Raw genomic sequence first — 24,566 nt, forward strand, 5'->3', positions numbered from 1 at the left:
GGCAGCCTGCGGCCTCCAGCGGCAGGCTGGGGAAATGGTTCCCGATCGATCCGCCCCGGCCCTGTTTGGCTTTGGCTGCGCTGCAGGCCTGGTGCTGGGGGCGCTGGCCTGCGTGCAGATGCCGATGTTGCTGCCGCTGTGGCTGAGTGTGCCGATGGCGATCGCCGGCGCCGGCGGCTGGCTGTTGCCCTGGCGCGGCCGTGCCTGGTCTGCGTCCCTGCTCGGCCTGGCCTGGGCAACGGTGCACGGGCACTGGGTCCTGCATGGCCAGCTGCCACCCGGCGCGCCACCGCAGGATGTGCAGGTGCGGGGCCGGGTGGCCGACCTTCCCCGGCAGGGGCCCGGCTACACGCGTTTCGTGCTGCATGTCGAAGATGCCGGCGCGCTGCCATCGCTGCGTGGCAAGCGCCTGCAGGTGACCTGGAGCGACCCGTGGCGCGGATCGCCGGCGCACGAGGCGGAGGGCGGGCGCCATGCGGTTCGCGCAGGATCGCATTGGCAGTTGTCGTTGCGCGTGCGCGCGCCACGCTCGCGGATCAATCCCGGCGGCTTCGATGGCGAGCGCCACGCCGTGCTGCGGGGCATCTCCGGCAATGCCTCGGTGCGTGATCCGGCCCGTGCGCGGGAGTGGCTGCCGGCGCAGGGCCTGCAGGCCTGGCGGGAACGCAGCAGTGCGGCGATCGCCGTGCAGGTGGCACATCCTGCCGCGCGGTTCGTGCAGGCGCTGGCACTGGGCGATACCCGTGGCCTGTCCGATGCCGACTGGGAACACCTGCGCGCGCTGGGCCTGACCCATCTGGTCGCCATCTCCGGTTTCCACGTGGGCGTGGTGGCTGGCTTCGGTGTACTGCTGTGCCGCTTGTGGTGGTGGCTGTGCCCGTTGCTGGGACGGTACTGGCCACGGCCGCAGGCCGCCGCATGGGGAGCGGCGCTGGCCGCAGCCACCTATGCCGTGGCGGCGGGTGGTGCGCTGCCGACGGTGCGCGCAGCGCTGATGATCGGGCTGGTCGCACTGGCCAGGGCCGGGCGTCGCCCGGTGGGCGCAGGGCAGGGGCTGGCGTTGGCCGCGATGGTGATGCTGTTGCCTGCGCCGCTGTCGGTGCTCTCGGCTGGATTCTGGCTGAGCTTCGGTGGCGTGCTGTGGCTGCTCTGGTGCCTGCCGAGGACGGGGCCGGAGGGAATCGGTGGCGGGCTGCGCGGGTTCCTTGCCGCGCAGGGTGTTGCCAGCCTTGGGCTGCTGCCGATGTGCATCGCCTTGTTCGGCGGGACCGCGCGGCTGGGGCCGCTGGTTAACCTGCCGGTCATCCCGTGGTGGACAATGCTGGTTGTTCCGCTGTCGCTGCTCGGTACCGGCCTGCACGTGCTGCATGACGGCGCGGGGCGTTGGGCCTGGCGTGCCGCGGCCTGGCTGTTCGAGCTCAGCTGGGGGGCCCTGCAACCGTTGGCGCTGCATCCGCAGGCGATGTGGTGGCTGGCCGAGGCGCCGCGCTGGGCGCTACCCGTGGCCTTGCTGGGCGTGTTCTGGTGGCTGCTGCCGCGCGGCGCCGGCGGTGGCCTGGCGGGCCTGCTGCTGTGCCTGCCGCTGCTGTGGCCGGCCCGGCATGCACCGGCCGCGGGGGAGCTGGAGCTGCTGGTGCACGATGTCGGCCAGGGCACGGCGGTGCTGGTGCGCACGGCGCGGCACGCGCTCTGGTACGACGTGGGGCCGCCGACTGGCGGCGAGGGCAACGAACGCATCCTGGTCCCCGCCCTGCGCGCGCTCGGCCAGGGGCCGCCCCGGCAGGTGATGCTCAGCCATGACCACCTGGATCACACCGGCAGCCTGCCCAGCCTGCGACGGCAGTTGCCCGGGCTGCAGCTGCTGGCGCCACCGGGCAGCACCATCGGCGGCGCCACGCCCTGCCAGCAGGGGATGCGCTGGGAGTGGGACGGGGTTGATTTCCAGGTCCTGCACCCGGCGCCGGGCGGCCGGCAAGCCGAAAACGAGGACAGCTGCGTGCTGCGCATTGCCAGCCGTCACGGCGTGGTCCTGCTGCCGGGTGACATCGGTCGACCGGCCGAGGGGGCGCTGCTGCAGGCGTACCCGCACGCGCTGAGGGCGGACGTGGTACTGGTGCCGCACCATGGCAGCGGCGGCAGCTCCAGTGCGCCGTGGGTTGCGGCGGTGGCGCCGCGGCTGGCGGTGGTCTCGGCCGGGCACCGGAACCGCTTCGGCCACCCGCGCCGGGAGGTGGTCCAGCGCTGGCAGGCGCAAGGCGCGGAGGTGCTGGCCACGGCCGACTCCGGGGCGATCCGCGTATGGCTTGGCGCACAAGGCCTGCAGCTGCGTGAACAGCGCATCCATGCATCCCGGTGGTGGGATGCCGCTGGGCGGGCGCGGTCGGCTGCTATCCTATCGCCGATCGAACAAGCGGCCGTTGGGCCGGAGGGTTGAAACGTGTGGGAACTGGTCAAGGCCGGTGGCTGGCCGATGGTGCCGCTGCTGCTGTTGGGCGTACTGGCTTTGGCGATCATCCTGGAGCGTTTCTGGTCCCTTCGGCGGACTGAAGTGCTGCCGCCCGGCCTCGGCCAGGAAGTGCGCAACTGGGCCGCTCGCGGCAAGCTCGACCCGGCCCACCTGCAGACCCTGCGGGCGAATTCGCCGCTGGGCGCGCTGCTGGCTGCCGCACTGGAAGCCCGCAACCGCCCGCGCGACCAGATCCGCGAGCGCATCGAAGACACCGGCCGCCACCTGGTGCACCGCATGGAGCGATTCCTGAACGCACTGGGCACCATTGCCTCGGCGGGCCCGCTGCTGGGCCTGCTCGGCACGGTGATCGGCATGATCCAGATGTTCCTGGGCATCCTCGACCACGGCGTGGGCGACGTGAACCAGCTGGCCGGCGGCATCGGCAAGGCGCTGGTGTGCACCGCCACCGGCATGATCGTGGCGATTCCGGCGCTGATGTTCCATCGCTACTTCAAGGGCCGCATCCACGGCTACGTGGTGGAGATGGAGCAGGAAGCCAGCGCCCTGCTGGATACGCTCGACGGCCGCCCCGGGGTGATGAACCCGGCCCCGGCCGCGCGCCAGTCCGGCGCCGCCACGGCGAAGGCCTGATCGATGCGTATCGGCAACGACCGATCCCAGGATGAGCCGCATATCGACCTGGTGCCGCTGATCGACGTCATCCTGGTGCTGATCATCTTCTTCGTGGTCACCACCACCTTCGACGCGCGTTCGACGCTGCAGGTGCAGTTGCCGACCGCCAGCCAGCAGCAGACCAACGAGCCGCCGCGCTCGCTCAGCGTTCTGATCAACGCCGAAGGCCGTTACTTCATCAACGACCAGGAAGTGCTGCGCAGCGACGTAGAGTCGGTCAAGCAGACCATCGCCGCCGTGGCCGGCAGCGATCGCGAGCAGACCGTGCTGCTGCGTGCCGACGCACGCACTCCCTACCAGGCCGTGGTGACCGCGCAGGACGCGCTGGGTCAGCTCGGCTTCCGCCGTATTGCCATTGCAACAGCACCCGAGGTGCGTCCATGAGTTCCAATCACGCGCCGGTGTGGCCGATCTACAAACGTCTGCTGGGGTACACCCGCGCCTATTGGGTGTTCATGGTGGCCGCGGTCATCGCCATGGTGGTCGAAGCCCTGGCGGGCTACCACTTCACCAAGTTGATGGAGCCGCTGGTCAACCGCGGTTTCGTCAACCCGGAACCGCGCATGGCGGTGATCCTGCCGCTGACCATCCTGGGCCTGTTCCTGATGCGCAGCGTCGCCACCTGGGTGAGCGACTACGCGCTGGCCAAGACTGGTCGCAGCGTGGTGCGCGACCTGCGCGAACAGGTGCTGGCCAAGTACCTGCACCTGCCGTCCTCGCATTTTGATACCGAAGCGACGCCGGTGATGGTCAGCCGCCTGAACTTCGATACCGAACAGGTCACTCAGGCCAGTGCCGACGCACTCAAGACCGTGGTGGCCGACACCCTGACCATCATCGCCATGCTGGCGGTAATGCTGCAGATGAGCGTGAAGGTCACCGTGGCGATGCTGGTGGTGGTACCGCTGATCGGCGTGATCGTGTCCTACGTGGGCAAGCGCTACCGCCGCATCAGCCGTGGCATCCAGGATGGTATGGGTTCGATGGCGCAGACCGCCGAACAGTCGCTGGCGGCGCAGCAGGAAGTGAAGGTGCACGGCACCCAGCAGCATGAGATCTCGCGCTACTCGCGCCTGGCCAACCGCATGCTGTCGCTGAACATGAAGGTGGAAGTCACCCGTGCTGCCGCCTCCAGCGTGGTGCAGTTCCTGGCCGCACTGGCGCTGGCGGTGATCGTCTGGGTATCGACCCGCGAAGCGCTGGCCGGCCGCCTCAACGCCGGCCAGTTCATGGGCCTGATGACCTCGATGATGGCCATCATTCCTTCGCTGCGCCGCCTGACCAGCGTGCAGACCTCGATCTCGCGCGGCGTGGCCGCCGCAGAGCGCCTGTTCGGCATCCTCGACATGCAGGTCGAGCGTGACGAGGGCCGCAACAGCGTGCAGCGCGTACGCGGCGAACTGGCCTTCGACCACGTCATGCTGCGCTACCGCGAGGACAGCGGCATTGCCTTGGACGACATCAGTTTCGTTGCCAAGCCCGGCACGGTCACCGCCATCGTGGGTCGTTCCGGCAGTGGCAAGACCAGCCTGATCCGGCTGGTGCCGCGCTTCTACGAGCCCAGCGGTGGTGTCATCACCCTCGATGGCGTCGCGCTGGATGACTATCCGTTGGCCGACCTGCGTCGGCAGGTGGCGATGGTCGGGCAGAAGGTCATGCTGTTCGATGACACCATCGCGGCCAACATCGCCTATGGCATGGAAGCGAGCGAGGAGCAGATCCGTGCGGCGGCCGAAGCAGCCAATGCGTGGGAGTTCATCGCGCGCATGCCGCAGCAGCTGCAGACCCCGGTCGGCGAGAACGGCGCGCTGCTGTCCGGCGGCCAGCGCCAGCGCCTGGCGATCGCCCGCGCGATCCTGCGTGACGCCCCGATCCTGATCCTCGACGAAGCCACTGCCGCGCTGGACAACGAATCCGAGCGACTGGTGCAGGATGCGCTGCAGCGCCTGATGCCCGAACGCACCACGCTGGTCATCGCGCACCGCCTGTCGACCATCGAGCATGCCGATCAGGTGCTGGTGATGGACCACGGCCGCATCGTTGAACGGGGTACCCACAAGGAGCTGCTTGCCATGGGTGGCCTGTACCAGCATCTGCACAGCATGCAGTTCCGCGAAAGGCAGGACTGATGGCTGGCAAGGGTACCCAGACCCCGCCGTACTGGTACGACGGCAGCCCGGTTCCGTGGGCGATGCGCCTGCTGGCGCCGCTGTATGCCGGCATCACCGCGCTGCGCCGCCGTGCCTACCGGCGTGGATGGCGCAAGCGCTACGCGCTGCCGGTGCCGGTCATCGTGGTTGGCAACATCACCGCCGGCGGCACCGGCAAGACGCCGCTGACCATCGCCCTGGTCGAGCGCCTGCGTGCGGCCGGCTGGAAGCCGGGCGTCGCCAGCCGTGGCTATGGCCGTGAAGACGCTGACAAGCCGCTGTGGGTGCAGGCCGACACGCCGACCGCCAAGGGCGGTGACGAACCGGTGCTGATCGCCTGGAAGACCGGCGTACCGGTGCGCGTGGACGCTGACCGCGTGGCCGCAGGCAGGGCACTGGTCCAGGCCGGCTGCGATGTGATCGTCTGCGATGACGGCCTGCAGCACTACCGGCTGGCGCGCGACATCGAGATCGAAGTGGTCGATGCCCAGCGGCGCTACGGCAACGGCCGCATGATTCCCGCCGGACCGCTGCGCGAGCCGGTCAGCCGTGCCGGCGAATGCGATTTCCGCGTGGTCAACCTGGGCCAGGCCGATGAGGAAAGCGCGGCACAGGCCTGCGGTTTCGGCCAGTGGCCGATGGCCCTGCACATCGACAGTGCGCAGCCGCTGGCCGGTGGCCGCGCGCGCCCGTTGTCGTACTTCAAGGGCCAGCGTGTTCATGCGGTGGCCGGCATCGCCCATCCGCAGCGCTTCTTCGACATGCTGCGCGCGCGTGGCATCGGCGTGGTGCCGCACGCCTTTGCCGACCACCAGGCCTACCAGCCGCAGGACCTGTCGTTCGGCAGCCAGCTGCCGGTGCTGATGACCGAGAAGGATGCGGTGAAATGCCGCGCGTTCGGCAACGATTGGCATTACGCGGTGCCGTTGCGTGCCGAGTTGCCTGCCGCGTTCTGGGTGGCGCTGACCGACCGCCTGGACAAGCTGCGACCGAACTGAGCGGCGCGGCGGCGCTTGCATTCACGTGCCGCCGGCCGCATCCCCGTTGTAACGAGCCTGCCGAGTATTGCCCCATGACCGAATTCGTCGTCGCCATTCCGGCCCGCTATGCCGCCTCGCGGCTGCCGGGCAAGCCGCTGCGCCTGCTGGGCGCTGAGCCGCTGGTGCTGCACGTGGCGCGCCGCGCGCTGCAGGCCGGCGCTGGCGAGGTCTGGGTCGCTACCGACGATCAACGCATTGCCGACGCGCTGTCCGGGCTGGCCGAGGTGAAGGTGGCGATGACCGCCACCTCGCATGCCTCCGGTACCGACCGCCTGGCCGAGTGCGCGCGCATCGCCGGCTGGGCCGACGACACCGTGGTGGTCAACCTGCAGGGTGATGAACCGTTCGCGCCGGCTGCGGGAATCCGTGCGGTGGCCCAGGCGCTGGTTGAAGGCAATGCGCCGATGTCGACCCTGGCGACCGCCGTGGAGGATGCAGAAACCCTGTTCGATCCGAACGTGGTCAAGCTGGTGCGCAACGTGCGCAACGAGGCGATGTACTTCAGCCGCGCGCCGATCGCCTGGCACCGCGATGGTTTCGCGCGCAGCCGCGACACGCTGCCGGAAGGGCATGCCTGGCTGCGCCACATCGGCATCTATGGCTACCGCGCCGGTTTCCTGCAGCAGTTCGCGGCGATGCCCCCGGGCCGGCTGGAGCAGGTCGAATCGCTTGAGCAGCTGCGCGTGCTCGAGGCCGGCTACCCGATCAGCGTGGCGATCTCGCCGGAGCCGTTCCCGCCCGGCATCGATACGCCCGAGGATCTGGAACGCGCTGAAGCGCTGCTGCAGACGCTGGCCGCGCGATGAGGCTGCTGGTCGTCTGCCTCGGCAACATCTGCCGTTCGCCGATGGCCGAAGGTGCGCTCCGCGCACGCCTGGACGCTTCACCGCTGGCGGGGCGGGTGCAGGTGGATTCGGCCGGCACCGGCGACTGGCATGTGGGCGAGCCGCCGGGCCGGCGTGCGATCGCCTGCGCGGCCGGGCACGGCGTGGACATCGGCGGCCTGCGTGCGCGCCAGCTGCACGCCGCTGATTTCGACCGCTTCGACTGGATCCTCTGCGCCGACGAGGCGAACCTGCGGGACGCGGGACGCTTGGTGGCACCCGCCCAGCGTGAGCGGCTGGCGCTGTACCTGCCCTGGTCGGGCGGGGAGGGGCAGGCGGCCATCCCGGATCCTTACACCGGCGGCAGCGATCACTTCGAACAGGTCTGGACGCTGGTCGACAATGCTGCAAAACGTGCAGTGGCACGACTGTTGCATGACGCCGACTCCGGCATAATCGGGCCATGAACGTCCAGCCCGTCCCGGACCTGCCCGAGTTCGCCACCTGGCTCAATGCCGCTCCCTGTACCCTGACCGAACTGCGCGGTCGGCCGGTGGCGCTGTTGTTCGTCAACGCCGCTTCTGCCTGGAGCGCGCAGCGCCTGGCCGAATTCAGTCAATGGCTGTCGCGTCACCCTGGCATGCTGCAGCCGCTGGTCCTGCAGGTACCCCGCTTCGATTTCGAGCGTGACGCCGGCGCCGCACTCAAACTGCTGCGCCGCCAGGGGCTGTCAATGCCGGTCCTGCTCGATGCCGACTGGGATGGCTGGCGTCGCTTCGGCATCACATCGTGGCCGACCGTGGTGCTGCTGGACGCGCAGGGTCGCGAGCAGCAGCGGCTGGTCGGGCTGGGGGCTCCGGGAGAGCTTGAGCGTGCGTTGAATGCGCTGTGCCACGGTGCGCCGTCGGCACCGCCGCGCGGCGGTACCGAGCTGCATCCGGAGCCGCGGCAGGCCCTGCGTTTTCCGCTGGGCCTGGCGGTCAGCACCGAACGCCTGTACATCGCCGACAGTGGCCATCACCGCATCCTCGAATGCAGCCACGGCGGCCGCATCCTGCGCCAGTTCGGGCTGGGGACGGCCGATTTCATGGACGGCAACCTCGCCGAAGCGGCGTTCCATCGCCCGCAGGCGCTGGTGCTGGAGCGCGACGCGCTGTACGTGGCCGACACCGGCAACCATGCCGTGCGCCGCATCAACCTGCTGACCGGCATCGTCGACACGCTGTGCGGCAATGGCCGCCCCGGTGCGCCGGTGGAGGGCCCGGTAGCACAGGCGCGGCAGGTCTCGCTGGACCACCCGGTCGGCCTCGCCATCGCCGATAACCAGCTGCACATCGCCATGGCCGGCGACAACCGCATCTGGAGCTACCACCTGGGTCAGCGCAGCCTGCAGTGGCGCGCCGGCAGCGGTGCCATCGACGAGCGTGACGGCAGCGGCCACCTGGCTGCCTTTGCCCAACCGACTGCGCTGGCCGTGGTGCAGCAGGTGCTGTACGTGGCCGATGCGCTGGGCTCCTCGATCCGTGCACTGCAGCTGCGCGGGGATCTGGTGCAGACGCTGGTCGGGCAGGGCCCCTGGCGTTTCGGTGACGAAGATGGCCCGCGCGCGCAGGCCAGCCTGCAGTTCCCACAGGCGATCGCGCTGAGTCCGGATGCGCCGCTGCTGTGGATTGCCGATACTGGCAATGGTCGCCTGCGCACGCTGCGGCTGGGCGGTGGCGAACTGACCACCCAGCCGCTGCCGCGCCGCCTGCACGGCCCGGCCGGGTTGGCCGTGGGTGCCGGTGCGGTGTGGATCGCCGAGACCGATGCCCACGCCGTGCTGCGATTCGACCCCGAAAGCGGCGTGCTCAGCGAAGTGCCGATCAGCGAATGACCGACGTTCCCGCCCCGGCCTTCGACGGCAAGGCCTTCGCGGCCCAGCTCAGTACCGCCCCCGGTGTGTACCGCATGTACGCGGCCGACGACACCCTGCTGTATGTCGGCAAGGCGCGTGCGCTGCGTAACCGAGTCGGCAGCTATTTCAACGGCAGCCCGAAGAATGCGCGGATCATGTCGATGATCTCGCAGATCGTGCGCATGGACGTGACGGTGACGCGCTCGGAAGCCGAGGCGCTGCTGCTGGAAAACCAGCTGATCAAGTCGCTGTCGCCGCGTTACAACGTCTCGCTGCGCGACGACAAGACCTATCCGCATGTGCTGCTGACCCGCGAGGACTGGCCGCGCATCGCGCTGCATCGCGGCCCGCGCGCCATTCCCGGCCGCTATTTCGGGCCGTATCCCGGCGTCACTGCGGTGCGCGAAACGCTGAACCTGATGCACAAGCTGTTCAAGCTGCGCAGCTGCGAGGACAGCGTGTTCCGCAACCGCTCGCGGCCGTGCCTGCAATACCAGATCGGGCGTTGCAGCGCGCCCTGCGTGGAGCTGGTGGCGCCTGCCGAGTACGCCGAATCGGTGCGTCGCGCTGCATTGTTCCTGGAAGGCAAGAGCGACGAACTGACCCGCGAGCTGGGCGAGCAGATGCAGGCCGCCAGCGAGGCACTGGAATTCGAGCAGGCCGCGCGCCTGCGTGACCTGATTTCCTCGCTGCGCAGCATGCAGACCCGCCAGTACGTGGATGGCCGTGCTGCCGACCTGGACGTGCTGGCGGTGGCCATGCAGGGCTCGCAGGCCTGCGTGCTGCTGCTGGCGTTCCGCGATGGCCGCAACCTCGGCACCCGCCCGTTCTTCCCGCGCACCAATGGTGAAGAAAGCCCGGAGGAAGTGCTGGCCGCGTTCGTCTCGCAGTACTACATCGAATTCGAGCCGCCGCGCGAGATCCTGCTGGACCGCGAGATCCCCGATGCCGACCTGCTGGTCGCCGCGCTGTCGGCCTCGGCCGAGCGCAAGGTGCAGCTGAAGTGGAACGTGCGCGGCGAGCGCGCCGGCTACGTGGAACTGGCCAGCCGCAACGCGCAGCTGACCCTGGCCACCGAACTCAACAGCCGCAACGCGCAGCATGCGCGCAGCGACGCACTGCGCGAGATGCTGGGTCTGGCCGAGCCGGTCAAGCGGGTCGAGTGTTTCGATATCAGCCACACCCTGGGCGAGGCTACCGTGGCCTCGTGCGTGGTGTTCGACGCTGCCGGTCCGGTGCGCGCGCAGTATCGCCGCTTCAACATCAGCGGCATCGAGCCGGGCGATGACTACGCCGCCATGCGCCAGGCCATCGACCGCCGCTTCCGCCGTGCGGTGGAAGAGCAGGGCGTGCTGCCGGACGTGCTGCTGATCGACGGCGGCGCCGGGCAGCTGGCGCAGGCCCAGGCCGCACTGGCCGACCTGGGCGTGGAAGGCGTGCTGCTGGTGGGTGTGGCCAAGGGCGTGGAGCGCCGCGCCGGCCATGAAGCGCTGGTGATGCCCGACGGCCGCGAGCTGCGCCCCGGCGCGGCCAACCCGGCGCTGCAGTTCATCCAGCAGGTGCGCGACGAGGCGCACCGCTTCGCCATCACCGGCCACCGCGGCCGCCGGCAGAAGGCGCGGATGACCAGCAAGCTGGAGGACATTCCCGGTATCGGGCCGCGCCGCCGCGCCAGCCTGCTCAAGCATTTCGGGGGCCTGGTGGGGCTGAAAGCCGCTGGCGAAGCGGAAATCGCCAAGGTGGAAGGCATCAATGACGCCCTCGCGGCACGTATCTACGCTAACCTGCACGGGTTGGCCACGCCTGATGCGGCCGAGTAGAGAGAGAAGCACGCAAGCATGAAGTTGACCCTGCCCACCTGGCTGACGTTGTTGCGGATCGTGATGATCCCGGTGCTGGTGCTGGTGTTCTACCTGCCCTACACCTGGACCAACTTCGCTTCGGCGGCGATCTTCGGCCTGGCCGCGATCACCGACTGGCTCGATGGCTGGATCGCACGCCGTTACCAGCTGGAGTCGGCCTTCGGTGCCTTCCTCGACCCGGTCGCGGACAAGCTGATGGTGGCAGTGGCACTGTTCCTGATCGTGCAGGGCCATCCGACGCCGTGGATGGCGTTCTGGGCGGCGGTGATCGTCGGCCGCGAGATCGCGGTATCGGCGCTGCGCGAATGGATGGCCGAGCTGGGCCAGCGTGCGAAGGTGCGCGTGGCGATGATCGGCAAGGTCAAGACCACCGCGCAGATGGTCGCGCTGCTGTGCCTGCTGTACTCGGTGGCCCCGAACGTGCCGGTGGAAGACATCTGGATGGGCTGGCCGGTGTTCCATATCGGCGACTGGACCCTGGCGATTGCCGCGGTGCTGACCCTGTGGTCGGGACTGCAGTACCTGCACGCCGCCTGGCCGAGCCTGCGCGATGACGAGCGCGCTGCGCGCGAGCGTGCGCGGCAGAAGAAGCTGGGCAACTGAGCCCGGGGTCGGATCCCTTTCTGCAGGAAAGGGCTCTGACCCCACGGTTGCTGCCATCCACGCATGGCGTGGATCTATTGGAAATGCCGCATCCACGGAGGGGGCGGATCCATCAGTTTGCGGAGACGCTGTAGTAGATCCACGCCATGCGTGGATAGGCGGTGCAAGGCGCCTCACAGACCCTGAAAAAAGCGCTTGACGCCATCCTTGGAATAGGTAAAATTTCGCCTCCCAAGCGGGAATAGCTCAGTTGGTAGAGCGCAACCTTGCCAAGGTTGAGGTCGCGAGTTCGAGTCTCGTTTCCCGCTCCAGATTCAAGAGAAACGCTCCCGCAAGGGAGCGTTTTTCGTTTGCGTGTTCCACGCTTCATCCTCACTTCACCGCCACTCCTTCGCCTCACCACGCGGCAGTTCGAAGCTGCATCTCCGACTCTCCACGGCGATGCCGCAATGCCTCACACTCTCTCCGCCTACGACCACGACGTCGTCATCGTCGGCGCCAGCTTCGCCGGTGCCGCCTGCGCACTGGCTGCCGCCCAGTACGGTCTGCGCGTCTGCGTGCTTGAACGCAAGGCCGACCCCGGCGAGCGCCTGCACACCACCGGCATCGTGGTGAAGGAAGCGATGGAGCAGACCTGGCTGGGGCGCATGCCCGAGCATCTGGTGCAGCGGGTCGCAAACGTGCGCCTGTATGCGCCGAACCTGCGCAACGTGTTGCTGGCCGCGCCGGGCTATTACTTCCTCACCACCGATACACCGAACCTGATGCGCTGGCTGGCCAGCGAGCTGCGCGCGAATGGTGTCGACCTGCGCCTGCAACGGTCTTTCACCGATGCCCATCGCAGTGGTGATGGCTGGCAGGTGGATGGGGCAGGGCGATGCGCCTATCTGGTTGGTGCTGATGGCGCACGCTCACGCGTGGCCCAGCGCACCGGCCTTGGCCAGGTGCGCGACACCCTCTACGGCGTCGAGCGCGAGTTCGCCGGCCTGCAGGTGGCGCAAGGCAATGCGCTGCATTGCTTTGTCAGCAAGCGCTACGCGCCGGGCTACATCGGCTGGGTCGCACAGAATCCGACCGGGCTGCAGGTGGGATTGGCGCTGCGTCATGACCCGCAACAGGTGCGGCCGCCGGATATCGATGGCTTCCTCGACCACGTGCGCGATGTGGTCGGCATTCCGCCTTCGGCGCGTCCCTCGGCCACCCGCGCCGGCTTGGTCCCGTGCGGCCGGCCGGATGGGCCGTTCACCGGCCAACGCGTGATCCTGACCGGCGACGCGGCAGGCATCGTCTCGCCGCTGTCCGCCGGGGGCATCCACTCCTCGTGGCGGCATGGCTGGGCGGTCGGCGAGGCGATTGCCCGCCATCTGCGTGGGCAAGGGCCGGAAGCGGAACGGGTGGCGCGGCGGGTGGCGCCGGCATTCCATGGCAAGCGCCTGCTGCGCTGGGCGATGGACCATCTGCAGGCCGACTGGCCGCTCAATGCACTGCTGCACACGGCGGCCACGCGGCGCATCGCCGAGCAGGTCTACTTCCACCGCCGTGGCCTGCGAACCTGAGGTATCGGTCCTGGGGGCCTGAACGCCTCCCCGCAATGCAGGCGAAAATTCCTGTTGACGCCGTGCAGCAATATCGACACAATAGCGCTCCTTCGACGCAGGTCGAACGAAATCTGCGGGAATAGCTCAGTTGGTAGAGCGCAACCTTGCCAAGGTTGAGGTCGCGAGTTCGAGTCTCGTTTCCCGCTCCAGATTCAAGAAGAACGCTCCCGAAAGGGGGCGTTTTTCGTTTGTCATGACGTTGGCGGCACGGGGCGCTACATTCGCGCCATGGCATTGTCATGGCGGGCGTGATATCGGCGGCCTGGCGGGACGATTCCAGCGTTAGTGTCGCAATCGGAATGGCGGGGCGTATCGGTCGTGGGGATGACCGCAGGGGCGGGGCTCGGGGAAGGTGGCAACAAGACGCAATGGCCCGGATGTCGCACCAGCGTTCCGTGCGTCGCATGCAGTGAAAGGCTGGCGAAAGGCCAACGCCATCGTTGCCTGAACCGCATGCGTGCTGTGACCTTTTTCGGACCATTTCTCCATGTTCGCTCCACAATCGCACGGTAGCCTTCATGCTCCTTCTACACGTTGGCGGGCTGGTGGTCAGGCGTATCACTTCAGTGGCAGTGCCCAGGACAGGGCGCGGACTCTCCCTGCAGGCAGTGCTGCGCCCCGGTGCGTTGTTGGCAACCCTGGCCCTTGCCGGCTGCATGTCGGTGCCCGTCCCGGACCTGCCTGATCGCACACCCAGCGCCTGGACCCAGGTACCGCAGGGCCAGGGCGTGGCGGTGGACGCCAGGCAGTGGTGGAAGGTGCTGGCCGACCCGGCGCTGGATGGCCTGGTCGATCAGGCGGTCGCCGGCAATCTCGACCTGCAGCAGGCCACCTTGCGCCTGCAGGCCGTTCGGATCGTCGCTGGCACGTCCGACTCGCGTTTCCTGCCGGAAATCTCCGCCAGCGCCAAGCAGGTGCAGGACGCCGCCGCTGTCGATACCTACTTCCATGCCGGCATTGAAGCGATCTGGGACCTGGGCCTGTTCGGCGCCGCCGAGAGTGTGCAGCTGAGCGCGCAGGCTTCGGCTGGCAATGCCGAGGCGCTGCGCAATGCCGCGCAGGTCGCGGTGATCGCCGACGTGGTGCGTAGCTATCTTGACCTCACCGTGGCACAGGCCCAGCAGGACCTGCTGGCCCGGCAGCAGACTGTGGACGACCGCGGTGAACAGTTGGCCCTGGTCCGCCAGCGCCTGCGCCTGGATGAACCCGGCGAGCTGGACCGCCTGCGTGCGCGCCAGGCGGCGACCCGCGCAGCCACGGCGCAGGCCCGCGAAAATGCTGACAACGCGGCCCGCGCGCTGGCATTGCTGCTGGGCCGTGACGGCCCGGACCCGGCCTGGCGCGCCTATCGCACGCCGCCGAAGCTGGGCACGTTCTCGTTGCAGCAGGTCCCAGCGGACCTGTTGCGCCATCGTCCGCAGATCCTGCTGGCCGAATCGGAGGTGATGCAGGCCGCCGCCAGCAAGGGCTCGGCGCGCGCCGCGATGTACCCGCGGATCAGCCTCGGCGGCTCCATTCTGTATGCCTACAACCTCACCCAGAACGCGCGCTCCAATTCCGACTCCAGTCCGTCGATCGGTCCATACGTCGATATTCCGCTGTGGGACTGGGGCCAACGCCGTGCGCGTTTCCATGCCGATGAGAAGCAACTGGACGCCGCGCTGCTCGGGTATCGCAAGGCCGTGCTGGAAGGCGTGAGCGAAGTGGAAGGCGCACTGGGCAGCCTGGCGCGCCAGGACAGCAGCATCCAATCGCTCCGTGCGGCCAATGATGCCGCCAACCAGCAGGTCAAGCGCCAGGTGCGGCAGGTGCAGCTGGGCCTGTCCAGCGAGTTCGATGGGCTGGATACGCAGCGTGCCGCATTGGCCTCGCAGGCCGACCTGATCGGTGCGCAGGGCGCGCGCGTGCTGGCGTTTGCGTCGCTGTACCGCGCCCTTGGTGGCGCACCGCTGCCGGTCGAGGCTGAGGGCGAACCGCAATGATCGCGCTGGCCCGCAAGACCCTGGCCTATGAGTGGCGCCGGTTCCTGCCGGTGGTGCTGGCGATGTGTTTCGCCGGCGTGCTGTTGATCGTGCAGGCCGCACTGGTGCTGGGCATCTTCGGCACCGCCGCGATCTATGTGAAGGCATCCTCGGCCGATATCTGGGCCGGTTTCCCCGGCACCCAGAGCGTCAACTACGGCCACGCGATCAGCGCCGATGTGGAAAGCCACCTGCGCATGGATCCGGATGTCACCCGCGTCGAACCTTACGAGTGGGTGGATGGCGAATGGCGCTCCAGCGCGCAGGGCACCGGCAACGTGTCGGTGTATCTGTCCGGCATCTCCACCCAGGACGACGCGATGATGTTCGCGCGCATCCTGCCCATCGACCTGCGCGCGCAGTTGCGCGAACCGGGTGCGGTGATCGTCGACAGCGCTGACCTGGATACGCTGGGCGTGGACCTGCAGAACAACCGTGCCTGGATCAATGGCAAGGCCGTGCGCGTGGTTGCCGCGCAGCCGGGCCTGCGTGGCCTTGGTGGTGTCAACGTACTGGCTTCGCTGGATACCGCGCGCGCCATCGCCGGTACCGACCCACATGAGGGCAGTACCTACTTCGTGGCGGGCCTGCGCTCGCCGGACCTGGCCGACCGCGTGCGCGATCGCCTGGCCGCGTCGATGGGCCAAGCTACGCCGGTCGAGTTCTGGACCGCGCCGGAGTTCGCCAGCCGCTCGCAGCAGTACTGGCTGTTCGACACCGGTGCCGGCATCGCGGTGTTGTTCATGGCCGTCATCGTCTGCTTCGTCGGCGCGGTGATCACCAACCAGTCGTTCGCGTCGGTGGTGGCTGGCTCGGTTCGCGAGTACGCCACGCTCAATGCACTCGGTGCAGGCCGCTATGCGCTGGCACGGGTGGTGTTCGAGCAGGCGTTGCTGATCGGTGGCGTGGGCATGTTGCTGGCGGCGGCCTTCAGCACCGTGGTGCTGTTGATCGCGCAGACCCAGCGCGTGCCGGTGCAGCTGACACCGATGGTGATCCTCGGCTGCGTCGCACTGGTTGCGGTGATGGCCATGCTCTCCAGCATCATGGCGGTGCGCAGTGTCGTCCGCTCCGATCCATCGTTGCTGCTGCGTTGAGGACCGGCCGATGACTTCCACACGCGCCGTCGCCCCGACCCTGCGGGCCGATGCACTTGAAAAGGGCTTCATGTCCGGCGACGTGCAGGTGCCGGTGCTGCGCGGCCTGTCGCTGGACATCTATCCTGGCGAGCTGACCCTGGTATCGGGCCCGTCGGGTTGCGGCAAGAGCACGCTGTTGTCGCTGCTGTCCGGCCTGTCCGCGCCCGATGGTGGCCGCGTGCACGCACTTGGCCAGGATGTGGGGCACATGACCCGAAGCGAGGTGGAGCGCTTCCGCCTGCACCATGTCGGTTTCGTGTTCCAGGGCTTCAATCTGTTCCCGGCACTGACTGCGCTGGAGCAGGTGCAGCTGCCGCTGGGCTACCGCGGCATGCGCAATCGCGAAAGCGAACCGCTGGCGCGCAAGGCGCTGGAAGAAGTGGGCCTCAGCCACCGCAGTCACATGCGCCCGGCGCAGCTGTCCGGCGGCGAGAAGCAGCGTGTGGCCGTTGCCCGCGCCTTCGCCAAGTCGCCGACGCTGATCTTCGCAGACGAACCCACCAGCGCGCTGGACGCCGAGAACGGCCAGCGCGTGATCGACATCCTGCATCGCTACGCACGTGCGCATGGCGCCACCGTGCTGTGCGTGAGCCACGATCCGCGCCTGATCCGGCATGCCGATCGGGTGATCGCCATGGAAGACGGCATGGTCCGTGATGACCGCCGCCAGAACGAAACTGTAGAGTCCGCCCCATGACCAAGACGTCGCACCTGCTTCCCCTCAGCCTGGCCCTGTCCGCGGCACTGCTGCTCGGCGCCTGTTCCAGGGACGCGCCTGCGCCTGCACAGTCGCCTTCGGGCAAGGCCGGTGCAACCGCCGTCGGCAAGGTCGCGGTGGCGCGCGGCATCATCGACGTCGAGGGTGGCCTGATCGCGCTGGCACCGCCGGTGGATGGCTCGATCACCGCCGCACCGGTGAAGGAAGGCGCCACGGTGAAGAAGGGGCAGCTGCTGCTGTCGCTGGATGGTGCCTTGCTGCAGCAGGAGGTGGCGATGGCCAGCGCCGATCTCGCCCTGGCCAATGACCGCCTGAAGGGCAGTCAGGCGCAGCTGCGCGAACTGGAGCGCAACGCTACTCGCCTTTCCACGGGGGCCAGCGAAGGCGTGTCGTCCAACCAGCAGGCCGATGCGGCCAAGCAGCAGCTGGCGGGTGTGCGCGCCGATGTTGACGTGGCCGGTGCGCAGGTCGACCTGGCCCAGCACAAGCTGGAACACGCCAGGCTGAAACTGCAGCAGATGTCGCTGAGCGCGCCGGAAGCCGGCACCGTGGTCGGCCAGGTGCCTGGCCTCGGAGCTTTCGTGCAGGCGGGCAAGCCGGCGATCTCCCTGCTGCCCGCGCGCCCGCTGCAGGTACGTGCCGAACTCAGCGCCGCCTATGCCGATGCCGTGCAGGTGGGCATGAAGGCTACCGTGGTGCCGGACAGCGATGGTGCCGAGAACACCGGCACGCTGCCGTCCGCACGCGTGGTGCGCATCAGCCCTGTGTTCGCGCAGGCACGCCTGCCTGAAGATGCAGGGCGTGGCGTGGCCAAGGTAGTGGAGTGTGTACTGGAGTTCGATGGCGAGGCCAAGGCGCGCTTCGGCCAGCATGTGCGGGTGGAGTTCCGGAAGTAGGTCCGGTCAGCCGTTGAGCCAGCGGCGTAGGCGCGGGCAGACGGAGGCCGGGACCACGACCAGCAGCGCCAGAAGAAGGATGCCGCTGGTTGCAAGCAACCAGAACAGGTGCACATCGCGCACGGGAGACTGATGCATGGCGGTCACGCCCCAGAGTGTTGTCCAGCCCAGCCAGGGGAAGGCGCAGACAAGCATTCGCAGCCACAGACGGTGAAATCGCCATGGCTGCACGATCAGGCCCAGGGCAACAATCTCCACCAGAATGATCAGCGTTAAGGTGACGACTGAACTTGTGGGGTAAGGCAGTGTTCCAGACTCGGTGTGACGCAGTTGCCAGTAGTCTGGCTTGAAGCCGGCATGGATGAGTGCGAACGCCAGTAGCAGCCATACAACGGATGCGGATAGCCAGAAGACCTGGATTGCCGTCGGTTTCTGAAAGAGGTTTGGCATCTACTCGGGCAGGTATCCCTGCTGCTTCCAGAAGTTCATCGCGAACGCATGGTCTTTCGCGAGGTAGGGTGTTCTTCCTTTCAGTAAGCCCGAATTTGTGCCGCGCATTTCCCTTGCGCCACGCTTGAACAGGTGTAGTGCGTCGGCCAGCGCCTCCCCTCCGACGGGATCTATCTGAACCGGCGAGTCTTCAGTGCGCAGGTCTGCCTTGTAACGAATGTGAACGCGCTCCCCTCCATCCATGCATGTCTCAATGCAGTAGTAGTAGCTTTCGATGACGCTGCTACCGTCGACCTGTTGAAGTTCCCGTGAAAGGCGGAGCATGGGCTCCTCGCGGCCAGGCCCGCGTTTCTCTTGGCGAAATGCAGCATGACAGTGACCCACCCAGAATCCGCAACGTTCACCATCGCCGTAGTCGTCGTATGGCTGGCAGATCGGAAGCGCCAGGAGATCGCGTATCTCGGCCGCTGAAATTGTCTCCGTGGTCCTTTGGCGGTTCGATGCGCCTTCCTTAAGAAATCGCCACCCGTCGAGGATAAGTGCGATGAAGGGGGGCTGGATGTCGTGTGACTCCACCTCGTCCCATTCGGGCTGAACTTGTCCAGCATCGCTGCAGACGTATTTCAATAGGCTCCAACCAGATCCAGCACCTCCCATGTGAGAGGCTGTGGTGCTGGCGGTCGCTTCAGTGCGCCGCATTACGAGGCGTGCAGCGATGTTCTTCGATGGATCTTCCATCTGCACGGTGTATGCGCGGGCGTCGGCGTCGGTGTTGTCCGCACTTGCTAGAAGTGAGATGCCGCTGCGGTGGAATTCATAGGTCCGGGTATCCATGGGAAGCATGTCTTCTCCACAGGCGCGTAGCAGACTTTCTGGGCTGACAGTTGCATCGCCAAACAGGTTCACTGTGCATAGCGTCGGGTCCGGCGCTGACAGACCCTCCGCACGGATGACGCTCTTCCCGGCAGTGAGCCTTTGCAGCATGGCTCCTGCATCCAGTGACCAGAAGCTGTCCGGACCCTCGGATTCGCGTGAGAGGCAATCGGGCTCGATGATCTGCTCAATTCCGTCGTCAATGATGGCTTCGTCGTCCATCCTGCGAATGCAGTGAACCGAGCCATCGAATTGCATGGAGTAGTCGGTCTGAATGAGAAGCGCTGCCTGGGTGTTCCCGACCACGTGCAGTTCCCCGTGGTTGTAGTCGCCCCAGAACAGCTCGCGTATCAGCAGGTTGCCGCCTACGCGGATTTCCTGTCCGCCGGCGATGGCATTGGTTGTCGTCAGGTCGCCCGAGACAAGCAATCCGCATGCGCCGTCGGTTTCAAGGCTGTGAACATGGCGCGCTATCTCTGCATTGCCGCGAACCAGGATGAAACGGATGTACGCACCAAGATCTTCTTCCCGCCACGGGGCCAGCGGGTCGTCCAGGTCCAGCGTGTCGAGCTTGAGGTCGCCATCAACCAAGAGAACTAACTCATCGGGATCACCCCAGACGTAGTGCTCTGGTGCGTATGTTGAGTCCTGCGGTACCTCACCCTTGATGTCGGCGTATCGGACGACCTGAAAGGGGCAGGCTGCGGAAAGTCGCGTGGCAAGTTCCAGGGGAGTAATCGGCCGGTCTCCAGCCATCGCTGGTAACGCTGCCTCAAGCGGATCCGCGTCGTCGGGGAGCTGTGATGCCTGCTGGCTCGACTGCTGCATGAATTATCCCGGTTTGGCAGAGGCATATGCAGAGCAGCGACAGTGAAAGTATTGCCGGCTCTGTGGGCCTCGGGTCAGGTACTGTCCTTCGCCGGTCCGCTGCGGGTCCATGCAACTATTCTGAAATGCGTAGGCCATCTCTGCGCGTCTTCTCCCTGCGGAAGCCATGCGGTGAGCTTATGAAAGCCCGCCACGCGCTCACCGCCGACACCAAGCACAGCGCCAGCAGTAGTCCCACGTCCAGCATCAACAACCACAGCAGATGCATGCCGTGTACCGGCGGCTGGTGCATGGCTGACAGCATCCACGGCACCGACCATGCCAGCAGCAGGGCGAAGGCGATCAGCAGGCGCAGCCACAGTCGTTTCAGTCGCCACGGCCGCACGATCAAGGCGGCTACCACCAGTTCGACGGTGCCCAGCAACGCGAACACGATGACAGTGCTGGTCGGGTAGGGCGACTCGGCGCCTTCCAGGTGATGCAGCAGCCAGTAGTCTGGGGTGAAGCCGGCATTGACCAGTGCGGCGATCAGCGCCAGCCAGGTCAACGCAACCAGCAACCAGAACAGGCGGACGTAGCGTCTAGGCATCGGCGGTGTCCGTGGTGGCAGGCAGGCGCTTGCGTGATGCATACCACGCGGTTGTGACGATCGCGGCCAGTGCCAGCAGGCCGGGCCCGAGGGTGAAGTACAGCAGGCGCAGCGGATGGTTGTGCATCAGTGTCCAACTCGCGAACGCCAGGGGAATCGCCAGCACCAGCAGCTTGGCAAACAGTGGCCGCAGCACCGCGATCAGCGGCTGGGCGCCAATGAACATCCAGAACAGATAGAACTGGGCGATGCCCAGGCCGATGTCACGATGTGAAGCAAAGCCGAAATGGTCGCGATACCAGTTCATTCCCATCGGCATCAGCGCCCAGTACAGCAGGGCCACCAGCAGATGCAGCAGCAGGGCGATCAACAGAGGCGTGCCGCGAAGGAGCATGGGCGAACGGGGCCGGGCGGGGCAGCGTACCCCACTGCGGACGCCCGTGACTGCATGATGTGAAGACTGTTGACGGCGTGAAGGAATTTGGACACAATAGCGCTCCTTCGACGCAGGTCGAACGGAATCTGCGGGAATAGCTCAGTTGGTAGAGCGCAACCTTGCCAAGGTTGAGGTCGCGAGTTCGAGTCTCGTTTCCCGCTCCAGATTCTACAGGGCCCCGGCAGGGGCCTTGTTTTTCTCCCGCCACGGCAAGGCGGGGCACGTTGGGCCACAAGGCTTTGCGCGCAGTCAGAAATGTGAAATCGCTGGTGTGTTTTCCGGATTTCCGGTAGCATGTCGGCTTACGCGGGAATAGCTCAGTTGGTAGAGCGCAACCTTGCCAAGGTTGAGGTCGCGAGTTCGAGTCTCGTTTCCCGCTCCATGTTCCGACAGGCCCCATCATGGGGTTTTGTCTTGTCAGGGCCCAGTTCCTGGCGCGCAGTACGTTGGCCTCATGGCAGAGTGGCTATGCACCGGATTGCAAATCCGTTTACAGCGGTTCGATTCCGCTTGAGGCCTCCAATTGAAAAGCCCTGACTCCGGTCAGGGCTTTTTGTTTGCCTGGCGTTCGACGCCTTTGTGCAGAATCTCTTGATTCGGCCATGAAATCATCTGTTTGCCACCCGTTGTCAGCAGGTCCTATGAAGCCGAGGAACGAGTATGTACGTCGTCTGGACGTGCTGCTTGATCGCGGCGTGGTGCCGGAGGAGCTAGCCAACACCGAGGCGGCAGCGAAGAATCTGCGACGCGAACACGCCTCTCGATGCCATCAGCGGCTTGGCCGGGGCAAGTGTCGCGGTGGTGTGCAGTCCGACCCGGCGCAGCCGGTGTTGCGGGTTCGGGCCAGCTATCCGGTCAGCCCGTAGCTTTGGCGGGAATCACCTCCTGATCACGTTGTGCAGGAGGACATCGTCCTTGCCGAGAGCCTCCAGATGCGTAGCGAACCGCCGCACGATGCGGTGGTGGTCACTGGTGAGCTGCCGGGGAAGGGCATCACCTGCAAAGTACGCAAGGACGGTCAGGCAGGTCAGCTTTTCGCACAGCAGGTCAGCAGCCCACTGATTCATGTTGCTGCCGTCGGCGCCGAGCGCGGGCGGAACATCCTTGGTAAACGAAGTGAGCAAGCCGCCGTCGACCTCACTATGCCGCTGTTCCCCAAGCCGATTAAGCCAGGTGAGGTCGGCCCAGTCATGCCATTGGACCTGGTGGAAGTGGTTGGCGCTGCGGGGAGATGGCATGGGCAGTGCGAGTCGCTGCGCGTTGATGTTGTGATCGATCAACAGGCAGTTGTGATCGAGCACGCCGCAGCCCTCGAAAGGCACTACAACGATGCGAACTGACCTTCGGGATCAATTCGGCGAACTGGTCAGCAGCAATCCTCGATTGCTGGCGACCGTCACCGCGCACAACAGTGATGGCAGCAGCACGCTGACGACGTATGACGGTGTACAGATGCGGGCGTTCGGCCAGCTGCAGCAGGCCATCCCATACAACGTCTGGGTTCGTGGTGCTCGCTTGGTCGAGGCGGCTCCCAACCTTCCGGTGATGGAAGTCACCATCTAGCAAGACAGGGCGCTGCCTAGATGCCTGCAAGCATCCAGACAGCGCCGCAACACAGGTGATCTCAGCACCTGGCATTGGCCGTGGCCCCGTCGCCCTCGCGAGAGCGACGGGATTGTCGGCTTCCTCTATCGCAAATACTGAGAAACCATGTCCAAGCCCATCATTTCGTGGCCGGGCGGCAAGCGCCGCCTGCTGAAGCACCTGTATCCCCACTTCCCGATCCACGATTGCTACGTCGAGGCGTTTGCTGGTGGCGCCGCCTCACTGCTGATGCGGCCGTATCCAGCCCAGATGGAAGTGCTCAACGACATCAACGGTGAGCTGGTCTCCCTGTACCGCTGCGTGCGGCATCACCTGGACGAGTTCGTACGCATGTTCCGCTGGTCTCTGGTATCGCGGCAGATGTTCGAGTGGGCGCAGATGGAGCGGCCGGAGACGTTGACCGACATTCAGCGTGCTGCGCGCTTCTACTACCTGCAGAAGCTGGCCTTAGGAGGGAAGGTGCAGGGTCAATCGTTCGGTGTGGTCACGGCTGGAGGTCCGCGGCTGAACCCTCCTGCGCATCGAGGAAGAGCTAAGCGCGGTGCATCCGAGATGCGGGAACCACAAGGTGTGCAGCGCTTCTGCACGCGACCCCTACAAATGTACCGCTATGCGCTGGTAGGGTGTCGATTCGGTCCGGAAGCGGGGCTGGATAGTATTCGGCGAAGTGCCGTGTGATCCCCCTGGGACGCGTCGTGTGTTTCTAAGCAAGGACTTGAGATCGGTGTGACTCGCGAGTAAGTAATGTAATGCCGGATCCGGGGCCGCAGGCAGCCAACCCGGGGGGCGCGTGAGCAGCGCCTCGTCGGCTCAATATGGCAACGTATCTCCTGCCTGGCCGGTCGAATTTTATGCTGTTGCCGCGTAGCTGGTGCCAATGGGGGGCCATGACGCTAGCATGGCCCTGAAGCCCTTGACCGATATGGCCGGACTGGATCATGGAAGAATTGCCAAAGCGGAATAAGAAGCCCAGCCGCAAAGACGGCTTCCCTTGGAAGAGCACCATTGCCGTCGTGATTATCGTCGGCGTTGTCCTAGCCGTAGCGGAAATGGGGCGGGTTGACCGCGAGTACCGCGCGCAGGCCAACCGCCAAACCTTCGGCGCAATGCAAAATGCGCTCCATGGGGATGAGTTCGTGGCCCGCCCAGCTGCGGATACGATACCGGCAAGCGATGCAGATCAAAACGATCAGAAGGCCGAAACAGACCCCTCCAGCAAAGTGAAGTGAAGCGCAGGTGCGGCCCGCGAACGGGCTGCACCGGCAGTGCTAGGAATCAGCTAGGTGTCCAACCGAACTCGTACAAGATCCATGGTTCCATGGACAGGCAGACCATCTCGCCCGCCAATTGACAAGCTTCTTCCTTGGTGAACGGCGGGTTACCGAGCAGGAGGACTGCGTGCGATGGGTCGTCGCCGATATGGCATTGACCCTTAGGGGTGCAGATTACTCTCCCATCGCAGCCATCAGTGACCTTCAGGTAGTACGGGGTGGTGGTGTCGCCGCCCTCCAGCCTTCTGCCGTTGCAGAAGTATGCGCGTTGACCGACAGGCGTGCCATTGACATCAAAGTAAACGTAGTTGACCGAGCTGTTTCGAGCGGCACTGGCGCCGAAGCTAATCGCGGTAAGGGTCGCAAGCAACAGAGATACGAGTATTGCTTTCACAAGCGCTTCTCCTTAGGCAGTAGAGCTATCGCTCTCTAGGTCTGAATGGAAGGTGGTCCTATGGTTGTCAAGTTGATGAATGCCCGGTGGGCAACTGGAAGGTCTCAACGGACTTGGATGCTCGCAATAGGAAAACCGCTCACTGGCATGTAGGGAAAAGCCTAGGGGGCGGCGCTGATAGAGGTGTAGCAGGGCGTCCTGAGCGGTTAAGACTTGCGGTTGAGCGAATC

General features: G+C 66.2%; 24 protein-coding genes, 5 tRNA genes and 1 pseudogene. 24 read left to right on the forward strand and 6 right to left on the reverse strand.

The features are described from left to right. The first annotated feature begins 34 nt into the window (after window positions 1-34). The 17 genes from AC5P6S_RS11710 (at window position 35) to AC5P6S_RS11790 (ending at window position 17,890) form a co-directional block, all read left to right on the forward strand. The gene (locus AC5P6S_RS11710) at window positions 35-2,434 is read left to right on the forward strand and encodes a DNA internalization-related competence protein ComEC/Rec2 (protein WP_099497442.1); all 2,400 of its coding nucleotides are present in this window, start codon (window positions 35-37) and stop codon (window positions 2,432-2,434) included. Window positions 2,435-2,437: 3 nt separating this feature from the next. Next, window positions 2,438-3,100 (forward strand): MotA/TolQ/ExbB proton channel family protein, encoded by a 663-nt coding sequence (locus AC5P6S_RS11715; RefSeq protein WP_005412819.1) that lies wholly within the window; start codon window positions 2,438-2,440, stop codon window positions 3,098-3,100. Window positions 3,101-3,103: 3 nt separating this feature from the next. Next, window positions 3,104-3,526, forward strand: coding sequence for an ExbD/TolR family protein (locus tag AC5P6S_RS11720; RefSeq protein ID WP_004152323.1), 423 nt, complete (start codon window positions 3,104-3,106; stop codon window positions 3,524-3,526). Then, window positions 3,523-5,271 carry a lipid A export permease/ATP-binding protein MsbA gene (gene msbA, locus AC5P6S_RS11725; RefSeq protein WP_005412820.1) on the forward strand — a complete coding sequence of 583 codons (1,749 nt, stop codon included), beginning with the start codon at window positions 3,523-3,525 and terminating at the stop codon, window positions 5,269-5,271. The genes AC5P6S_RS11720 and msbA overlap by 4 nt, the downstream gene beginning before the upstream one ends. Beyond that, complete coding sequence (gene lpxK / locus AC5P6S_RS11730; RefSeq protein ID WP_099497441.1) at window positions 5,271-6,290, forward strand: tetraacyldisaccharide 4'-kinase; 1,020 nt, start codon at window positions 5,271-5,273, stop codon at window positions 6,288-6,290. The genes msbA and lpxK overlap by 1 nt, the downstream gene beginning before the upstream one ends. A gap of 74 nt (window positions 6,291-6,364) precedes the next feature. Next, window positions 6,365-7,138, forward strand: coding sequence for a 3-deoxy-manno-octulosonate cytidylyltransferase (gene kdsB, locus AC5P6S_RS11735; RefSeq protein ID WP_005412822.1), 774 nt, complete (start codon window positions 6,365-6,367; stop codon window positions 7,136-7,138). After that, window positions 7,135-7,623, forward strand: a complete 489-nt coding sequence (locus AC5P6S_RS11740) for a low molecular weight protein-tyrosine-phosphatase (protein WP_005412823.1) — start codon at window positions 7,135-7,137, stop codon at window positions 7,621-7,623. Before kdsB ends, AC5P6S_RS11740 begins: the two co-directional genes overlap by 4 nt. Then, window positions 7,620-9,032 (forward strand): hypothetical protein, encoded by a 1,413-nt coding sequence (locus AC5P6S_RS11745; protein ID WP_005412824.1) that lies wholly within the window; start codon window positions 7,620-7,622, stop codon window positions 9,030-9,032. The genes AC5P6S_RS11740 and AC5P6S_RS11745 overlap by 4 nt, the downstream gene beginning before the upstream one ends. Continuing rightward, a complete protein-coding gene (gene uvrC / locus AC5P6S_RS11750; protein WP_005408879.1) occupies window positions 9,029-10,873 on the forward strand; it encodes an excinuclease ABC subunit UvrC in 1,845 nt (614 codons plus the stop codon). The genes AC5P6S_RS11745 and uvrC overlap by 4 nt, the downstream gene beginning before the upstream one ends. Before the next feature lie 18 nt (window positions 10,874-10,891). Further along, window positions 10,892-11,518 (forward strand): CDP-diacylglycerol--glycerol-3-phosphate 3-phosphatidyltransferase, encoded by a 627-nt coding sequence (gene pgsA, locus AC5P6S_RS11755; RefSeq protein ID WP_012510614.1) that lies wholly within the window; start codon window positions 10,892-10,894, stop codon window positions 11,516-11,518. Window positions 11,519-11,753: 235 nt separating this feature from the next. After that, window positions 11,754-11,829 (forward strand) — tRNA-Gly (locus AC5P6S_RS11760). Window positions 11,830-11,967: 138 nt separating this feature from the next. Continuing rightward, on the forward strand, window positions 11,968-13,074 hold the full coding sequence (locus tag AC5P6S_RS11765; protein WP_049459966.1) for an NAD(P)/FAD-dependent oxidoreductase: 1,107 nt from the start codon (window positions 11,968-11,970) through the stop codon (window positions 13,072-13,074). 115 nt (window positions 13,075-13,189) lie between these two features. Beyond that, window positions 13,190-13,265: transfer RNA gene (locus AC5P6S_RS11770), tRNA-Gly, on the forward strand. 369 nt (window positions 13,266-13,634) lie between these two features. Then, complete coding sequence (locus tag AC5P6S_RS11775; protein ID WP_099497503.1) at window positions 13,635-15,098, forward strand: efflux transporter outer membrane subunit; 1,464 nt, start codon at window positions 13,635-13,637, stop codon at window positions 15,096-15,098. Next, window positions 15,095-16,234, forward strand: coding sequence for an ABC transporter permease (locus AC5P6S_RS11780; protein ID WP_012479690.1), 1,140 nt, complete (start codon window positions 15,095-15,097; stop codon window positions 16,232-16,234). The genes AC5P6S_RS11775 and AC5P6S_RS11780 overlap by 4 nt, the downstream gene beginning before the upstream one ends. Window positions 16,235-16,244: 10 nt before the next feature. Further along, the gene (locus AC5P6S_RS11785) at window positions 16,245-16,973 is read left to right on the forward strand and encodes an ABC transporter ATP-binding protein (RefSeq protein WP_012479691.1); all 729 of its coding nucleotides are present in this window, start codon (window positions 16,245-16,247) and stop codon (window positions 16,971-16,973) included. Beyond that, a complete protein-coding gene (locus AC5P6S_RS11790) occupies window positions 16,970-17,890 on the forward strand; it encodes an HlyD family secretion protein (RefSeq protein WP_111118174.1) in 921 nt (306 codons plus the stop codon). The genes AC5P6S_RS11785 and AC5P6S_RS11790 overlap by 4 nt, the downstream gene beginning before the upstream one ends. Before the next feature lie 6 nt (window positions 17,891-17,896). Here the strand turns inward: AC5P6S_RS11790 and AC5P6S_RS11795 are convergent, their stop codons facing one another. The 4 genes from AC5P6S_RS11795 to AC5P6S_RS11810 all read right to left on the reverse strand — a co-directional run bounded on the left by AC5P6S_RS11795 (window position 17,897) and on the right by AC5P6S_RS11810 (window position 21,024). Beyond that, on the reverse strand, window positions 17,897-18,340 hold the full coding sequence (locus AC5P6S_RS11795; RefSeq protein ID WP_043034359.1) for a hypothetical protein: 444 nt from the start codon (window positions 18,338-18,340) through the stop codon (window positions 17,897-17,899). Continuing rightward, complete coding sequence (locus tag AC5P6S_RS11800; RefSeq protein WP_138969715.1) at window positions 18,341-20,041, reverse strand: hypothetical protein; 1,701 nt, start codon at window positions 20,039-20,041, stop codon at window positions 18,341-18,343. A 115-nt stretch (window positions 20,042-20,156) separates the two neighbouring features. After that, on the reverse strand, window positions 20,157-20,630 hold the full coding sequence (locus AC5P6S_RS11805) for a hypothetical protein (RefSeq protein WP_100443202.1): 474 nt from the start codon (window positions 20,628-20,630) through the stop codon (window positions 20,157-20,159). Continuing rightward, window positions 20,623-21,024: a hypothetical protein gene (locus AC5P6S_RS11810; RefSeq protein ID WP_043034356.1), complete on the reverse strand. Its 402-nt coding sequence runs from the start codon at window positions 21,022-21,024 to the stop codon at window positions 20,623-20,625. The genes AC5P6S_RS11805 and AC5P6S_RS11810 overlap by 8 nt, the downstream gene beginning before the upstream one ends. A 130-nt stretch (window positions 21,025-21,154) precedes the next feature. On the opposite strand from AC5P6S_RS11810, the gene AC5P6S_RS11815 reads away from it, so the two are divergent. The 4 genes from AC5P6S_RS11815 to AC5P6S_RS11830 all read left to right on the forward strand — a co-directional run bounded on the left by AC5P6S_RS11815 (window position 21,155) and on the right by AC5P6S_RS11830 (window position 21,932). Then, window positions 21,155-21,230: transfer RNA gene (locus tag AC5P6S_RS11815), tRNA-Gly, on the forward strand. 142 nt (window positions 21,231-21,372) lie between these two features. Beyond that, window positions 21,373-21,448: transfer RNA gene (locus AC5P6S_RS11820), tRNA-Gly, on the forward strand. A 66-nt stretch (window positions 21,449-21,514) separates the two neighbouring features. Next, window positions 21,515-21,588, forward strand: a tRNA-Cys gene (locus AC5P6S_RS11825). A 119-nt stretch (window positions 21,589-21,707) separates the two neighbouring features. Then, window positions 21,708-21,932 (forward strand): hypothetical protein, encoded by a 225-nt coding sequence (locus AC5P6S_RS11830; protein ID WP_231110281.1) that lies wholly within the window; start codon window positions 21,708-21,710, stop codon window positions 21,930-21,932. Window positions 21,933-21,944: 12 nt separating this feature from the next. Here the strand turns inward: AC5P6S_RS11830 and AC5P6S_RS11835 are convergent, their stop codons facing one another. After that, window positions 21,945-22,367 (reverse strand): hypothetical protein, encoded by a 423-nt coding sequence (locus AC5P6S_RS11835; RefSeq protein WP_012479695.1) that lies wholly within the window; start codon window positions 22,365-22,367, stop codon window positions 21,945-21,947. A 28-nt stretch (window positions 22,368-22,395) separates the two neighbouring features. Between AC5P6S_RS11835 and AC5P6S_RS11840 the strand changes: the two genes are divergently transcribed. The 3 genes and pseudogenes from AC5P6S_RS11840 (at window position 22,396) to AC5P6S_RS11850 (ending at window position 23,900) form a co-directional block, all read left to right on the forward strand. Beyond that, complete coding sequence (locus tag AC5P6S_RS11840; RefSeq protein ID WP_012479696.1) at window positions 22,396-22,629, forward strand: hypothetical protein; 234 nt, start codon at window positions 22,396-22,398, stop codon at window positions 22,627-22,629. Window positions 22,630-22,776: 147 nt separating this feature from the next. Continuing rightward, window positions 22,777-23,233, forward strand: a pseudogene (locus AC5P6S_RS11845) (DNA adenine methylase); the annotation flags it as partial. Between the two features lie 376 nt (window positions 23,234-23,609). Then, window positions 23,610-23,900: a hypothetical protein gene (locus AC5P6S_RS11850; protein ID WP_012479698.1), complete on the forward strand. Its 291-nt coding sequence runs from the start codon at window positions 23,610-23,612 to the stop codon at window positions 23,898-23,900. Between the two features lie 46 nt (window positions 23,901-23,946). Here the strand turns inward: AC5P6S_RS11850 and AC5P6S_RS11855 are convergent, their stop codons facing one another. After that, window positions 23,947-24,336 (reverse strand): hypothetical protein, encoded by a 390-nt coding sequence (locus AC5P6S_RS11855; RefSeq protein ID WP_043034354.1) that lies wholly within the window; start codon window positions 24,334-24,336, stop codon window positions 23,947-23,949. Between the last annotated feature and the right edge of the window lie 230 nt (window positions 24,337-24,566).

Source organism: Stenotrophomonas sp. YJH_SMC_119, assembly GCF_059368315.1.